We start from the raw sequence: 13,641 nt of genomic DNA on the forward strand, positions 1-13,641 counted from the left end.
ACGCCGTCAGCGTACGCAAAACAGCTTGCTGCCAAAGCCGATATCATCAATCCCGGACTCTAGATCCAACCGCTACTGAAAGCGGGGGGACGTCGCTGGGACCCGACAGGGCGGGCGTTGGCACCAAACATAGAGCCGGCAGCAGAGAAAATGCGCGCTTGGCTCAGGCGCGAAACTCAAGGAATGTGGGGGTCACACACTTACGCTTCCCCGTTCCTAGAGAAACAGCGAAACCCATATGCGGGAAGCCTTGAGACCTTGGGAGCATCGATCGCCCAGATCGTTGACGATGCATTTAATTTCATCGAGGCAGCCGATGAGATCCATCCCATCGAGGGAGAGATCCGACGTATTCGCCTTGAGACTGAACTGGTTCTCCATACCGCGCGATTCTGCGAGGCGGCAATCAAGCAGATGCTGCACTGCACGTCCTTCTCGCGGGCAAAGTACAAGAATGCGGCGCTGGGCGAACTCCTCGCTCAAGACTGCCATGCATGCCGCAAAGCCGGAGCGCCCAACCACCAGTTCTCGCTTATGGGCTCACTGGCCCACCAGTACTATCAGTGCTTAGACTTCGAGCAGTGCGGCTTTGACCACCTAGTCCTGACGAACAAGAGGCGAAACGTGGAGGCGGCACACTCAGATGCACAGCGTCTGCGGGACTGTACGGTTCGAGAGTCCAGACAGGCCCTAAAGACAACTCTTGATGAGGTGGCGAATGCATTCACACACCTTCTCGGCCACATAGCGGGCGTGGAGACCGCTTTGATTCGAGAGATCGAGATACGCATTGAGCACTACCCCAACATGCCACCTCGAGAGGCATTCCGTGGGCTACTCACGAAGACGTCCTTGAACTACGACGAAAAAGACGTCTACCAGGGTCCAGGCTACCTTGAGAGGCAGATCCACGAGCGTCGCGCTCGACGAGCCAAACAAAGTGGCCTACCCACCGACGCTCAAACGTCGACGCCTCCTTCCGATCAATCTCCCGCAGTCCAAGACTGAGCTACATACATGCAAGAAGAGACCGCAGTCGCCCTGCACTACCTAACTTGGCCAGCCGTCGGCGAGATCATTCGAACTGTTGGCGTCGTCGTGACCGCAGTGGTCGCGATTTGGGCCTTAAGGAACTGGAGCCGTCAGGACGGAGCCAAGAGGGAGGCAGAGTTCTTGGACCTGATAGTGGACGCGACTCATGAACTGCTTGCGCAGCTTCCAGGTCCTCTCACCTTGCTAGACATGATCCACATTGGATTCATGAGCCGCGCCAACGATCCAGAGGACCCGGCCGAGCTTATGCGCGGGGCAACGATCTACATCCAGCAGCACGGTCTAGAGCAGCACAAACTGCTCTTAGAACGCCTCGAACCTGTGCGACCCCTCCGCGCAAAGCTGAAAGCCCTGACAGCCAAGGGACAGATGTTCCAGTTTCCGAACTATCAGAACCAGTGCATAGCGGCCATTGAGTCGATTACCAGGCAGGTAGATCGTCTTGAGCACTTTGGAGTGGTTGTGTCTTCCGCAAACTGGAACTGGGATCACCCTGAAGTCCATAGGGCAGTACAGGTTGCCCTAGAGACGACCCCCTCTGACACTCGTCCCAAGTTGAACGCCGGCAACGTGCAGATCCTCGACTTCGCACGAGACGCGTATGGAAGACTGTACGGAAGGCGTTGGACAACGTAACGCATCACGCGTTTATAGCAACTCAGACGTCCACGGCAACCGAGAAGAACCACGGTGGCGATAGTTATAGCGTGCCATCGGCAGCAACCCGCGCGATCTCCGGGATCATTTTGCCTGACGCCTGCCTGACATGGCAGCAGCACGAACAAAGGGGCACTTGCCACCAAATGGCCCGTGCAACAAAAAGGGCTCCCGCCAGGGAGCCCTTTGTAGTCTTGATCACTAGACGGTAGGCCACTAGCAGCTTATGCCTATCCAACTAGCAGCTTATGCCTATCCGCACAGAAAGCGCTCTACTTAGCGCCAGAATTTCTCAGCCGCACTTCGAATAACCACAGTTCAAACACGTAGCACACCCGTCCATGATGACGAGCGCCTTGGTGCTGCACTTGTGGCAAAGAGTCGCAGAGGGCGGGAAGCTGGCGCCATCGCCAGTCACGGCGATGTCCTCGGCGGCGCCCTGCGCGGGCGCGGCCGGTGCAACGGTCACAGTTTCAACTACGTCAGAGTTTTTTTTTGCGCGGTCTTCGTACTGCTTGCGCTTCTCGGCCAGGATGGCGCGCTGGTGCGCGCTCATTTCCGGGTCGTGGATCAGGCCGATCGACTTCATGTGCTCTTCCACGATGGCGCCCAGCTCGGCCACCAGCGACGGCATGTACACGCCACCGGCCTTGAAGTAACCGCCGCGCGGATCGAACACGGCCTTCATCTCGTCCACCAGGAACGTCACGTCGCCGCCCTTGCGGAACACCGCCGACATGATGCGCGTCAGCGCCACGATCCACTGGAAATGCTCCATGGACTTGCTGTTGACGAAGATCTCGAACGGACGGCGCAGCTCATGCTCCGTGCCCGCGTTCAACACGATGTCGTTGATGGTCACGTACATGGCGTGCTCCACCAGCGGCGACTTGATCTTGTAGGTGCTGCCGATGAGGACTTCCGGGCGCTCGATGCGCTCGTGCATCTGGATGATGTTGTCCTGCGGCACTTCCTTTTCCACCGTCTCGCGCGCCACCGACGCCGTGGGAATCAGCGCAGCGGCTTCGCGCGCCTTGTCTTCCGGGGTGAGCACGCTGTAGCCCTTGATTTTCTTGTCGATCTTGACGGCCATGACGGGAGAATCCTGTTCGTGTTCTGAAAGTTGTCATCGATGGGCGGGGCCTGGCCTTCCGGGCCGGCGACCGCCCCAACCCTCCCCCGGACCCGGGGGAGGAGGGGTGCATCAGGTCTTACTTACGGGCCGCTTTTTTTGCTGCTTTCTTGGCGGCTTTCTTCGGGGCTGCCTTGCGCACGGCCTTCTTGGCCGCTTTCTTCGGAGCGGCTTTCTTCGCCGCCTTCTTCACGGGCGCCTTGCGGGCGACCTTCTTCACTGCTTTCTTGGCGGCCTTCTTTACCGGCGCCTTCTTGGCGGCGGCCTTCTTGGCGACCTTCTTCACGGCCTTCTTGGCAGCCGTCTTCTTGGTGGCTTTCTTCGCTGCCTTCTTCGCCGTCTTCTTGGCGGCCTTCTTGCCGGTCACCTTCTTCTGCAGGCTGGCGGCTTCGGCCTTGGCGGCGGAACTGGCGGCGGCCAGCTTCTTCTTCGCCTTGGCGACGGTCTTCTTCACCGCCTTGGTGGCCTTGTCGGTGCGCTTGGCCACGGCCTTCTTCGCCTTGGCGATGTCGGCACTGACCGTCTTGCGCGCCTTCTTGGCCGCCTTCTTGGCCTTGGCGACCGTTTCGCTGGCGGTGGTGGCCACCGCTTCGCCGATGCCTGCCACTGTTTCCTTCACGCTTTCGGCCGCGCCGGAAAGCGTCGCCGTGACACCATTACCGTTGCTCATGTTGCCCTCCTTGTGGGCGAGGTTCGTGACGCTGCCGATGCTATACCCGATTGCGCGGGGTGAAACGGTGAAGCCGATGAATCGGAGCCTGCCGTGATGCACCCCTTCCCCCGCGTGCGGGGGAAGGTTGGGATGGGGGCGCGTTTAGCAATGAGCAGAAGCAACTCGCTGCGCTCGCACCCCTCTCCCGCCCCTTCGGGGCACCCTCTCCCGCAAGGGGAGAGGGATTCAACGCTTGTCCTTCTCCCGACAAGCGGGAAGAGGGGTTCAATCTTTTCCTTCTCCCCGCAGGCGGGGAGAGGGATAAAGCATCAGAACTTGCCGTAATACCCTTCCTTCAACGCATCGAACAGGTTGGCGGCGGTGTGCATTTCGCCGTCGTATTCGATCTGCTCGTTGCCCTTCACCTCGATGACGTTGCCGTCTTCCAGCTCGAAGCGGTAGGTGGTGTTCTCCAGGTCGGCTTCCTTCACCAGCACGCCCTGGAAGGCTGCGGGGTTGAAGCGGAACGTGGTGCAGCCCTTCAGGCCCTGCTGGTGGGCGTAGCGGTAGATGTCCTTGAACTGCTCGTACGGGTAGTCCGTGGGCACGTTGGCGGTCTTGGAGATGGAGCTGTCCACCCACTTCTGCGCGGCAGCCTGCACGTCCACGTGCTCCTTCGGGCTGATGTCGTCGGCGGCGATGAAGTACTCCGGCAGCTTCGCATCGGCGTCGTCCGAGAACGGCATGGCCTTCGGGTTGACCAGTTCGCGGTAGGCCAGCAGCTCGTACGACCAGACGTCGACCTTTTCCTTCGACTTCTTGCCTTCGCGGATCACGTTGCGGCTGTAGTGGTGCGCGAACGAGGGCTCGATGCCGTTGCTGGCGTTGTTGGCCAGCGACAGGCTGATGGTGCCGGTGGGGGCGATGGAGCTGTGGTGGGTGAAGCGGCTGCCCACTTCGGCCAGTTCGTCCACCAGGTCGGGGGCGACGCTGGCCACGCGCTGCATGTAGCGGCTGTACTTGGCGTGCAGCACCTTGCCGGGGATCTCCTGGCCGACCTTCCAGCCGTCCTTCGCCATTTCCGGGCGCTGGCGCAGCATGGCGGCGGTGACAGTGAACAGCTCGTCCATGATCGGGGCGGCGCCCTTCTCCTTCGCCAGGGCCAGGCCCATTTCCCAGCCGGCCACGGCCATCTCGCGGGCGATGGCTTCGGTGAATTCGCAGGATTCCGGGCTGCCGTACTTGTGCTTGAGCATGGTCAGCGTGCTGCCCAGGCCCAGGAAGCCCATGCCGTGGCGGCGCTTGCGCAGGATCTCGGCGCGCTGCTGTTCCAGCGGCAGGCCGTTCACTTCGACCACGTTGTCGAGCATGCGGGTGAACACGCGCACGACTTCCTTGTATTCCTCCCAGTCGAAGCTGGCCTGGTCGGTGAACGGGTTGCGCACGAAGGTGGTCAGGTTGACCGAGCCCAGCAGGCAGGCGCCGTAGGGCGGCAGGGGCTGCTCGCCGCACGGGTTGGTGGCGCGGATGGTCTCGCACCACCAGTTGTTGTTCATCTCGTTGACGCGGTCGATCAGGATGAAACCCGGCTCGGCGTAGTCGTACGTGGACACCATGATCATGTCCCACAGGTGCCGCGCGCGGATGTGGCCGTAGATCTTGCAGGCCACCAGGCCGTCGTCGCGGACGATGTAGTTCTTGTGGGTGGGCCACTCGCGCCAGACCACCTGCGCGGCGTCCTCGACGTCGATGTCGCCCTTTTCCTTGATGTTCACCGGGAACACCAGCGGCCAGTCGGCGTCGGTGTCCACGGCTTCCATGAAGCCGTCGGTGATCAGCAGCGACAGGTTGAACTGGCGCAGGCGGCCGTCTTCGCGCTTGGCGCGGATGAAGTCCTTGACGTCCGGGTGGGAGATTTCGAACGTGCCCATCTGCGCGCCGCGGCGACCGCCGGCGGAAGACACGGTGAAGCACATCTTGTCGTAGATATCCATGAAGGACATGGGGCCGGAGGTGTACGCACCGGCGCCGGCGACGAAGGCGCCCTTGGGGCGCAGCGTGCTGAACTCGTAACCGATGCCGCAGCCGGCCTTGAGGGTCAGGCCGGCTTCGTGGACCTTGTCCAGGATGCCGTCCATCGAGTCCTCGATGGTGCCGGACACGGTGCAGTTGATGGTGCTGGTGGCCGGCTTGTGCTGCTGGGCGCCGGCGTTGGAGGTGATGCGGCCGGCGGGAATGGCCCCGCGGCGCAGCGCCCACACGAAACGCTCGTACCAGTAGGCGCGCTTTTCCGGGGTGCCTTCGGCGTCGGCCAGGGCACGGGCCACGCGCTGGTAGGTGCCATCGATGTCGGCGTCCAGGGCCTCGCCCTGCTTCGTCTTCAGCCGGTACTTCTTGTCCCAGATGTCCTGGGATGCCGGTTGCATGGGAATCAGGGCAGGCTGTTCCGTCTTGACCGCCTCGAGGCGCACCGTACTCATGGTTGTGTTGTTCTCCTAAAAACGACTGGAACGTGTGTTGGCTGTGGCGGGTGGGTAGCGGGCCCACCCCCGCGATTCACTGCGGGATGTTCATGGCGGACCCGGACGACGGGGACGGCGCCGCGGGCAGCTGCACAGGATGCGCCGCCCGGGTTGCCGGATTGTGGAAGTGGGACCTGCCATCGCCATGGTGCCCACTGCTTCCCTCGCCCTCATGCGCCAATCCCCAAAGGCGCCCGATTTCCCAAGCGCAAAGCCCGAAAAAACACCAGTGCTTGGGTCCGCTTCGTGCTGGACCGCAACATCTTGTGTCCGCACGAAGCCGTCAAACTACGCCCGGGGGTGCCCCCTGTCAACCGGATTGACATGACAATTGCATGGCATCCACCCCACCGTCCGTCATCACGCGCCGGTGCCGGATCAGGACCTGCGGAGGCCGGACTTCATTGCAGGTTTAGGGGTCCGTCAGCAGACTCATTCAGGTTGAACGGGCGCCCTTCCGGCCCCACTCCCTTCCCGACGCAACGACCTGCCGACCGACCATGAAGAATGCGCTGCGCCCGTTTCCCACCCTGCTGGCCCTGACCGCGGCCGCCGCGTTCGGCGGTTTCGCCGCCACCGGCCTGAACGATCTGCTGCAGAAGCCGGCCCAGGCCGCCCCTGCCGCCCCTGTCGCCGCTGCCGCCGTCCCGGCCGCCGCTGCCCTGCCCGCCACGGCGGACGGCCAGGCGCTGCCGTCGCTGGCGCCGATGCTCAAGCGGGTCACCCCGGCGGTGGTGAGCGTGTACAGCCGCCAGACCGTGCGGGTGGCCAGCCCGCTGGGGCCGTTCGGCGACGACCCGGTGTTCCGCCGCTTGTTCGGCATCCCCGACATGCCGCGCGAGCGCGTGGAGCGCGCACTGGGCTCGGGCGTGATCGTCGATGCCACCCGCGGCTACGTGCTGACCAACCACCATGTGGTGGAGAACGCCGACGGCGTGTCGGTCACGCTGAGCGATGGCCGCCAGGTGGAGGCCGAGTTCATCGGTTCCGACCCGGATACCGACATCGCGTTGATCCGCATCCCCACCCAAGGGCTGACGGCGGTGCCGATGGCGAACAGCGACCAGCTGCAGGTCGGCGACTTCGTGGTGGCGATGGGCAACCCCTACGGCCTGGGCCAGACGGTGACGTCGGGCATCGTCTCGGCGGTGGGGCGCAGCGGCATCCCGGTGGCCGGCTACCAGAACTTCATCCAGACCGATGCTTCGATCAACCCCGGCAACTCGGGCGGCGCATTGGTCGACCTGCAGGGCCGGCTGGTGGGCATCAACACCGCCAGCTTCAATCCGCGCGGCAGCATGGCGGGCAACATCGGCCTGGGCTTCGCGATCCCGATCAACATGGCGCGCGGCATCATGGACCAGCTGATCGCCAACGACGGCGTGGTGCGCCGGGGCACGTTCGGGGTGGAAGCGCAGGACGTGGACGAGCGCGTCGCCCGCGGCCTGGGCCTGGAGGCACCGCGTGGCGCGCTGCTCACGCGCGTGTATGCAGACTCGGCCGCCGCCGCCGCGGGCCTGCAGCCCGGCGATGTGGTGCTGGCCGCCAACGGCCAGCGCATCGACAACCGCGCCGCCCTGCACAACTTCGAAGGCCTGCAGCCGGTCGGCGCGCGCGTGGCGCTGGAGGTACGCCGCGACGGCAAGCCGCTGCAACTCAACGTGGCGTTGAAGGAAGGCGTGCGCAGCGCGGAAGGCGCCACCCTCGACGCACGCCTGACCGGCGCCACGCTGAAGGAACTGGACGAATCCGCACGCCAGATACTGCGCAGCCAGGGTGCCAACGGGGGCGTGCAGGTCAGCAACGTGGTGCGCAACAGCCGCGCCTGGAACAGCGGCCTGCGCCCGGGCGACATCATCGTGGCGGGCAGCAGTGGCGAATTCGGCGACCTGCCCAGCTTCCGCGCCAGCTTCGAACGCAAACCCGAGCAACTGGTGTTGCAGATCCTGCGTGGACGCGGCACCGGGCGCCTGCTGATGCGGTAACGCGCGGCGACGATGCGCGGGCATAACAGCCCGTTCACCGCCTTGCATTAGAGTGGCCCCATCCCCCGCCCACAGGAGCCAACCATGACCATGCCCACCAACACCGATGCGCTGAAGTCCAACCTGGGCGAAGCCGGTTCGCATCTGGCGTCGGCCGCCGCCGCTGCCGGCGAAGCGATCAAGGGCGCCGCCAGCGCCGCGGGCGACGAACTTCGCCTGGGCAAGGCCAACGTGAAATCGGAACTGGCCGACACCGCGCTGTCCGGCATCGCCGCCGCTGAAGCTGGTGGTGGTGCTGCGCGCGAGCAGGTGGACGCGCTGATGGACAAGGGCCGCGACCTGATCGACAGCGCCGCCGACCTGATCCGCGAGCGCCCGCTCGCTTCGTTCGGCGTGGCCTTCGCGGCCGGCTGGATCATCGCCAAGCTGGCGCGCAGCGGCGGCGACAAGTAAGCCGACCGCGTGAACGACGCGCCCCGCGAGTCCGAAGCCGGTGCATCCGGCGACACGCCGCCACCGGATTTCGCCGACAGCCTGAAGCAGGTCGGCGAGGCCGGCCGTGCCGCGTATGGTTCGGCCAAGGGCACGGGCCGAGCACTGCGCGGGCTGGTGTCGGCGGATTTCGCGCTGGCGCGCAGCGCCTTCGGACGCGCCCTGGCATGGGCCTGCGTGGCCATCGTGTTCGGCGCTTCCGCTTGGCTGCTGGTAACCGGCGCCCTGATCGCGCTGATGCAGCGCCTGGGGTTTTCCTGGCTGCAGTCGCTGTCGCTGGCGGCCTGCATCAGCCTGGCCATGACTGCGCTCGCAGCGTGGAAGGTGGGCCGCTACTTCGACTACACCGGCATGCATGCCACCCGCCGCCAGTTGGCGAGGCTGGGGTTGTTCGATGAGGACGAGGTGGTCGACGACGATCCCCCTCCCGGTACCGCGCATGATCCGCGCGCGGCCGATCACGGAGGGGCGTGATGCGCTTCGAACAGTTGCTGCAGCACGTGCAGCGTGCGGAACAGCGCGTCGAACTGCGCGCGACGCACACGCAGGTGCAGTGGATCACGCTGAAGCAGGCATGGCGTGCAGGCTGGACGCCGGGGCGCATCGTCATCGCGGGCGTGGTCAGCGGCTTCCTGGTGGGCCGCGCCGAACCGCTGCGCACGCTGACCGGTGCGCGCTGGATGCAGATGTTCACCGCCGTCTCCAGCTTCCTGGCCACCGCGCAGGCGGCCGCCGCCGCAGAGACCGCCGAGCAGGCGGCCGACACGGCGCAGGATGCGCAGGAGCAGGCCGAGGGCCTGGCCGACGACGAACCGATGGTGGACGAGGCGTTCGACGAGGATGAGATCGTGGTGACCGCGCCGCGTCCGGCTGAAGCGGCGACCGAGCTGTCCGAGCGCTGAGGCGCCTGCACGTTTGGGGGCGTTTGTAGGAGCGACGTGAGTCGCGACCGCGCGAATCAAGCCTTCCTTGCACCGAACTTCGCCGGAAAAGGCAGCGGCCTGTCCGAAGCCTCCCCGACCTCTGCCTCTTCCGGTCGCGACTCACGTCGCTCCTACAGGGGGCACTGCACAATCGCGCATCCACCCTGGCGGCCGACTGCCCATGACGACACCCGCTCCAACCGACGCATCCGCCGCTCCCACCCCACCTCCGCCGCGCCCACGCGCCTCCACGCCGATGCTTGTGCTGGCCACGCTGGCCGTCGGCTACACGCTGTGGGCGGCGCAGGACCTGCTGCTACCCGTGTTGCTGGCGATGTTCTTCGCGCTGGTCGGCAACCCCATCATCCGCGTGCTGCGCCGGATCTACGTGCCGCGCTTCCTCGGCGCGCTGATCGTGCTGATCGGCGGCATGGCGGCAACGGGGCTGTTGGCGCAGAAGATGCTGCCTTCCGCGATGGAATGGGCACAGCAGGCACCGCGCGAGATGCGCCAGCTCGCACCCAAGCTGCGCGAACTGACCAAGCCGGTGCAGGACGCCAACAAGGCGGCGGAGAACTTCGCCCGGGCCGCCGGCGGGCAGACCGGCAAGCAGCCGCAGGTGGTGCACACCGCGCCGCAGGACGAACCCTACCGCAAGCTGCTGGCCACGCCGCGCTTCCTTGCATCGCTGCTGGCGGTGGTGCTGCTGACGTTCTTCTTCATGGTCTACGGCGAGAACCTGCAACGCAACGCGATAGCGCTGTTGCCGGGGCGGCAGCAGAAGAAGTTCACCGTGGAGATCCTCCATTCCATCGAGCGCGAGGTATCGCGCTACGTGCTGACCATCAGCATCATCAACACCGTGGTGGGCCTGGTGTTCGCCGGGGTGCTCTACCTGCTGGGGCTGCCCCTGGCGGAGGCGCTGTTGTGGGGCACGATGGCGGCGCTGTTGAACTTCGCGCCGTACGTGGGCCCGCTGATCGGGATCGTGGCGATGCTGCTGGTGGGGTTCATCAGTTTCGAGGAACCGTTCCAGTCGATGCTGCCGGCGGTGGCCTACCTGGTACTGCACACGATCGAGGGCCAGATCATCACGCCGATCATCCTGGGCAAGCGGATGGCGCTGTCGCCACTGGTGCTGATCCTGGCGCTGATGCTGTTCGGCTGGCTGTGGGGGATCATCGGGCTGCTGCTGGCGGTGCCGCTGCTGGTATGCGTGAAGCTGGTGCTGGCGCGAGTGGAAGGGATGGAAGGCTGGGCGCGGTTGCTGGAGTGATTGCCGCGTGTTGAGCCCCTTTCCCGTCGGGAGAGGGGTTGGGGTGAGGGGCAACGAAGACCGTCTCTTCGATCTGCCCTGTTGGCACGACATCCAAGATGGCTCGTTGACGCCAAGGCGCCTTGCGGATGGGATCTTTCCTTCTCACGCATGGCGCGCTCGCCGCGAGGCATTACTTTCTTTGCTTGTGCAAAGAAAGTAATCAAAGAAAACAAACCCCAGGCGGCACGCCCTCCGCGCTGCGCGCTCCGGGTCCGCGAGCGGGCCGGGAATTTCCGTAAGACACATCCCTGTGCCATACGGAAACGCCGCCCATCCCGGGCGGCGCCCTTCGGGTTTTACCCGGCCCACTCGCCACGCCTCATGGGGACCCCAAAGCACAGGCAAAAACGCGCGCGCAGGATCTTGAGCTCTGGCTCTCGGGGGCCCCTGAGGTCCGGCAGTCCCGGCGGGTCAAACCCCAACGGGGCGGCGCACAGGACGTGCGCCGTTTTCGTATGGGCCAGGATGGCCCTTACGAAAATTCCCGCCGGGACTGCGAACCCGCCGCGCAGCGGCGGGCGGACCGCCGGGGTGTGCTTTCTTTTGCCTACTTTTCTTTGCACAAGCAAAGAACAGTAGGGCCCCGCGGCGAGCGGCACCATGTGTCAAGAGAAGACGGCCGCTCCCGCAAGTCCATCGAAAAAAGCCACCGCGGATCTGGTGGATCGCCATGACCGAGGGAGAAGCGGGCTCCGTTGCCCCTCACCCCAACCCCTCTCCCGCAGGGAGAGGGGCTCAATCCGGGCTAGAACCGCCCCGGGTGAAGGTGGGTGCGGAGCCGGGTGTAAAATCGGCCTGATGAGCTTCCCCGTCCGCGCCATCACCCTCGACCTCGACGACACCCTCTGGCCGTTCGCCCCCATCGGCGCACGCATCGAGCGCGTCCTCGACGACTGGCTGCGCCAGCACAGCCCCGCCACCGCCGCCATGTTCCCGGTCGAGCGCATGCGCGCCGTGCGCGAGCAGGTGTTCGCCGCGCATCCGCAGCACAAGCACGACCTCAGCACCCTGCGCCGGATGACGCTGGAACACGCCCTGCGCGAGAGCGGCGCCGACATGGCCCTGCTCGAGCCCGCGTACGACACCTTCTACGCCGCACGCAACCAGGTCGAGTACTACCCGGACGCGCTGGCGGCGCTGGAGCGCATCGCCGCACGCCTGCCGGTCGCCGCGGTGACCAACGGCAACGCCGACCTGCAGCGGATCGGGCTGGGCCACCTGTTCGTGCACCAGATCCATTCGCGCGAACACGGCGCCGCCAAGCCGGAAGCCAGCATCTTCCTGGCCGCCTGCGAACGGCTGGGCGTGCCGCCGGCCGAGGTACTGCACGTGGGCGACCACATCGAGATGGACGTGCTGGGCGCGGCACGCGCCGGCCTGCGCAGCTGCTGGATCAACCGGCCGGAAGACCACGACGGCCAACCCCGCGCCTGGACGCACGAAACGCTGCGCCCGGACTTGGAATTCCATACCCTCACCGCGCTGGCTGACTGGCTGGACGCCCACCCCGACTTCGCCACGGAACACGCCGCCGCATGAGCGCTGCCCTCGCCTATACCGATTCCTCCGCCAATGCCCGTCCGCTGCATGTACTGGAACGCGCGCAGCTGGCCGCGTGGCGCGCCACGCAGTCGCCGGCGGTGAATGCGTGGCTGGACGCGCAGAATTTCACCGCCTCGGCCGGTACGCTGCTCGCACTGCCGGGCGAACAGGGCCTGGCCGGTGCGGTAATCGGCATCGGCGACGCGCTGGACCCTTATGCCTACGCGCATGCACCTTTCGGCCTGCCGGCGGGCGATTGGGAGATCGCGGGCGAGCTGCCTGCCGATGCGCGCACCGCGCTCCAGCTGGGCTGGGGCCTGGGCAGCTACAGATTCGACCGCTACAAGCAGCCGCCGCGCAAGCCGGCGCGCCTGGTGCTCCCGCAGGCCGACGCCGAAGCGCTCGACCTGCTGGCGGCCAGCCTGCAGGTGCGCGACCTGGTCAACACGCCCACCGAGCACATGGGGCCGGACGAGCTGGAGGCCGCGGTACGCGAGCTCGCCGCCACGCACGGCGCGCAGGTGGAGGTGGTCGCCGGCGACGCGCTGCTGGCGCAGAACTTCCCCGCCATCCACGCGGTGGGCCGCGCCTCCCACCGCGCACCACGCCTGATCGCGCTGCGCTGGGGCGATGCGGCGCAGCCGCACGTGGCGCTGGTCGGCAAGGGGGTGTGCTTCGACACCGGCGGCCTGGACATCAAGCCGGCCGACGGCATGCGCAACATGAAGAAGGACATGGGCGGCGCGGCGCACGCGATCGCGCTGGCACGCCTGGTGATGGCGCGCCGGCTGCCCGTACGGCTGACCCTGCTGGTGCCGGCGGTGGAGAACAGCATCGGTCCCAACGCCTTCCGCCCGGGCGAAGTGATCGCCACCCGCAAGGGCGTCAGCGTGGAGATCGATAACACCGACGCCGAAGGCCGCGTGATCCTGTGCGATGCGCTGGCCTATGCGGGCGAGCAGTCGCCCGACCTGCTGCTGGACTTCGCCACGCTGACCGGCGCGGCGCGCATCGCGCTGGGTCCGGACCTGCCGGCGCTGTTCGCCAACGACGATGCGGTGGCCAACGACTGGATTGCCGCCGGCGAACGCACGCGCGACCCGGTCTGGCGCATGCCGTTGTGGCGCCCGTACCTGCGCTACCTGACCAGCGGCATCGCCGACCTGGCCAATGCGGGCTCGCGCATGGCCGGCGCGGTCACCGCCGCGCTGTACCTGGAGCGCTTCCTGCCGGACGGGATGAAGTGGGCGCACCTGGACGTGTACGCGTGGAACGACAGCGACCGCGCCGGTCGCCCCGCCGGTGGCGAAGCCCTCGCGCTACGCAGCGCGTACGCGATGCTGAAGGCGCGTTACGGCGGTTGAC

The 13,641-nt window shown here is 65.9% G+C and carries 12 protein-coding genes; 9 read left to right on the plus strand and 3 right to left on the minus strand.

From position 1 onward, the window contains the following. Positions 1–150: 150 nt before the first annotated feature. Both FB548_RS17660 and FB548_RS17665 read left to right on the plus strand, forming a co-directional pair. Positions 151–1,008 (plus strand): hypothetical protein, encoded by an 858-nt coding sequence (locus tag FB548_RS17660; RefSeq protein WP_221625990.1) that lies wholly within the window; start codon positions 151–153, stop codon positions 1,006–1,008. 9 nt (positions 1,009–1,017) lie between these two features. Next, positions 1,018–1,689 carry a hypothetical protein gene (locus FB548_RS17665; RefSeq protein ID WP_142126128.1) on the plus strand — a complete coding sequence of 224 codons (672 nt, stop codon included), beginning with the start codon at positions 1,018–1,020 and terminating at the stop codon, positions 1,687–1,689. 313 nt (positions 1,690–2,002) lie between these two features. Here the strand turns inward: FB548_RS17665 and FB548_RS17670 are convergent, their stop codons facing one another. The 3 genes from FB548_RS17670 to FB548_RS17680 all read right to left on the minus strand — a co-directional run bounded on the left by FB548_RS17670 (position 2,003) and on the right by FB548_RS17680 (position 5,974). Continuing rightward, on the minus strand, positions 2,003–2,803 hold the full coding sequence (locus FB548_RS17670) for an NrdJb (RefSeq protein WP_142126129.1): 801 nt from the start codon (positions 2,801–2,803) through the stop codon (positions 2,003–2,005). A 118-nt stretch (positions 2,804–2,921) separates the two neighbouring features. Next, the gene (locus tag FB548_RS18840) at positions 2,922–3,512 is read right to left on the minus strand and encodes a hypothetical protein (RefSeq protein ID WP_185742161.1); all 591 of its coding nucleotides are present in this window, start codon (positions 3,510–3,512) and stop codon (positions 2,922–2,924) included. A 311-nt stretch (positions 3,513–3,823) separates the two neighbouring features. Continuing rightward, a complete protein-coding gene (locus FB548_RS17680; RefSeq protein WP_142126130.1) occupies positions 3,824–5,974 on the minus strand; it encodes an adenosylcobalamin-dependent ribonucleoside-diphosphate reductase in 2,151 nt (716 codons plus the stop codon). A 554-nt stretch (positions 5,975–6,528) separates the two neighbouring features. Between FB548_RS17680 and FB548_RS17685 the strand changes: the two genes are divergently transcribed. From FB548_RS17685 to FB548_RS17720, 7 genes are all read left to right on the plus strand, one after another. Then, on the plus strand, positions 6,529–8,001 hold the full coding sequence (locus FB548_RS17685; protein ID WP_142126283.1) for a Do family serine endopeptidase: 1,473 nt from the start codon (positions 6,529–6,531) through the stop codon (positions 7,999–8,001). A gap of 90 nt (positions 8,002–8,091) precedes the next feature. Beyond that, positions 8,092–8,454 (plus strand): hypothetical protein, encoded by a 363-nt coding sequence (locus FB548_RS17690; RefSeq protein ID WP_142126284.1) that lies wholly within the window; start codon positions 8,092–8,094, stop codon positions 8,452–8,454. 81 nt (positions 8,455–8,535) lie between these two features. Further along, positions 8,536–8,967: a phage holin family protein gene (locus FB548_RS17695; protein WP_255470629.1), complete on the plus strand. Its 432-nt coding sequence runs from the start codon at positions 8,536–8,538 to the stop codon at positions 8,965–8,967. Then, positions 8,967–9,395, plus strand: a complete 429-nt coding sequence (locus FB548_RS17700) for a protein sip-5 (RefSeq protein WP_142126132.1) — start codon at positions 8,967–8,969, stop codon at positions 9,393–9,395. Before FB548_RS17695 ends, FB548_RS17700 begins: the two co-directional genes overlap by 1 nt. 202 nt (positions 9,396–9,597) lie before the next feature. Continuing rightward, complete coding sequence (locus FB548_RS17705) at positions 9,598–10,692, plus strand: AI-2E family transporter (protein WP_142126133.1); 1,095 nt, start codon at positions 9,598–9,600, stop codon at positions 10,690–10,692. A gap of 840 nt (positions 10,693–11,532) precedes the next feature. After that, positions 11,533–12,273 carry an HAD-IA family hydrolase gene (locus FB548_RS17715; protein ID WP_142126135.1) on the plus strand — a complete coding sequence of 247 codons (741 nt, stop codon included), beginning with the start codon at positions 11,533–11,535 and terminating at the stop codon, positions 12,271–12,273. Further along, a complete protein-coding gene (locus FB548_RS17720) occupies positions 12,270–13,640 on the plus strand; it encodes a leucyl aminopeptidase family protein (protein ID WP_142126136.1) in 1,371 nt (456 codons plus the stop codon). Before FB548_RS17715 ends, FB548_RS17720 begins: the two co-directional genes overlap by 4 nt. The last annotated feature ends 1 nt before the right edge of the window (position 13,641 follow it).

This window comes from Pseudoxanthomonas sp. 3HH-4 (assembly GCF_006716465.1).
In the GTDB taxonomy this organism is placed as follows: Bacteria; Pseudomonadota; Gammaproteobacteria; order Xanthomonadales; family Xanthomonadaceae; genus Pseudoxanthomonas_A.

Coding starts and splice junctions, on each gene's coding strand:
- FB548_RS17665 (WP_142126128.1), top strand. CDS start 1,018: ATGCAAGAAGAGACCGCAGTCGCCCTGCACTACCTAACTTGGCCAGCC.
- FB548_RS17715 (WP_142126135.1), top strand. CDS start 11,533: ATGAGCTTCCCCGTCCGCGCCATCACCCTCGACCTCGACGACACCCTC.
- FB548_RS17690 (WP_142126284.1), top strand. CDS start 8,092: ATGCCCACCAACACCGATGCGCTGAAGTCCAACCTGGGCGAAGCCGGT.
- FB548_RS17720 (WP_142126136.1), top strand. CDS start 12,270: ATGAGCGCTGCCCTCGCCTATACCGATTCCTCCGCCAATGCCCGTCCG.
- FB548_RS17670 (WP_142126129.1), bottom strand. CDS start 2,803: ATGGCCGTCAAGATCGACAAGAAAATCAAGGGCTACAGCGTGCTCACC.
- FB548_RS18840 (WP_185742161.1), bottom strand. CDS start 3,512: ATGAGCAACGGTAATGGTGTCACGGCGACGCTTTCCGGCGCGGCCGAA.
- FB548_RS17705 (WP_142126133.1), top strand. CDS start 9,598: ATGACGACACCCGCTCCAACCGACGCATCCGCCGCTCCCACCCCACCT.
- FB548_RS17660 (WP_221625990.1), top strand. CDS start 151: ATGCGCGCTTGGCTCAGGCGCGAAACTCAAGGAATGTGGGGGTCACAC.
- FB548_RS17700 (WP_142126132.1), top strand. CDS start 8,967: ATGCGCTTCGAACAGTTGCTGCAGCACGTGCAGCGTGCGGAACAGCGC.
- FB548_RS17680 (WP_142126130.1), bottom strand. CDS start 5,974: ATGAGTACGGTGCGCCTCGAGGCGGTCAAGACGGAACAGCCTGCCCTG.